At 47.9% G+C, this 802-nt stretch carries 1 protein-coding gene; it reads left to right on the top strand.

Annotated features, from left to right (window positions below; genetic code table 11):
• Positions 1-802: ATP-binding cassette domain-containing protein (locus tag R7E78_RS25855; protein ID WP_318058572.1), on the top strand; the 802-nt coding region annotated here is incomplete at both ends.

The following is an 802-nucleotide window of genomic DNA, read 5'->3' as shown; positions in this document are numbered from 1 at the left end:
CATGGGAAGGTAACTACACCTCTTGGCTAGAGCAGAAAGATGCACGTCTACAACAAGAAGCATCACAAGAAAGCGCTCGCCAAAAGACCATCGAAAAAGAACTTGAATGGGTACGTAAAAACCCTAAAGGTCGCCAAGCAAAATCTAAAGCACGTATGGCGCGCTTTGAAGAGCTACAAAACACTGAGCACCAAAAACGTAACGAAACCAACGAGCTGTTCATCCCACCAGGTGAGCGTCTAGGTGACAAAGTGATTGAAGTGAAGAACCTGACTAAGTCGTTTGACGGTCGCGTTCTGATTGATGACCTATCGTTCAACATGCCTAAAGGTGCGATCGTGGGTATCATCGGTGCCAACGGCGCGGGTAAATCAACGCTATTCAAGATGCTAAGCGGCACTGAACAACCTGACTCAGGTACCATTGAGATGGGTGACACAGTGAAACTAGCATCTGTTGAGCAGTTCCGTGATTCAATGAACGATAAGAACACGGTATTCCAAGAGATTTCTGAAGGCGCTGACATCATCAAGATCAACAACTTTGAAATCCCTGCGCGTGCGTACTGTTCTCGTTTCAACTTCAAGGGCTCAGACCAACAGAAAGTGATTGGCGAGCTATCTGGTGGTGAGCGTAACCGTGTACACCTAGCAAAACTGCTTAAAGCGGGCGGTAACGTACTACTACTCGACGAACCAACCAACGACCTTGACGTTGAAACGCTACGTGCTTTAGAAGAAGCACTACTAGAGTTCCCGGGCTGTGCAATGGTTATCTCGCACGACCGTTGGTTCCTAGACCG

The organism is Vibrio sp. YT-19(2023) (genome assembly GCF_033337395.1).
The sequence above is the reverse complement of the archived record's forward strand: the minus strand, read 5'-3'. Positions and strand labels throughout refer to the sequence as shown.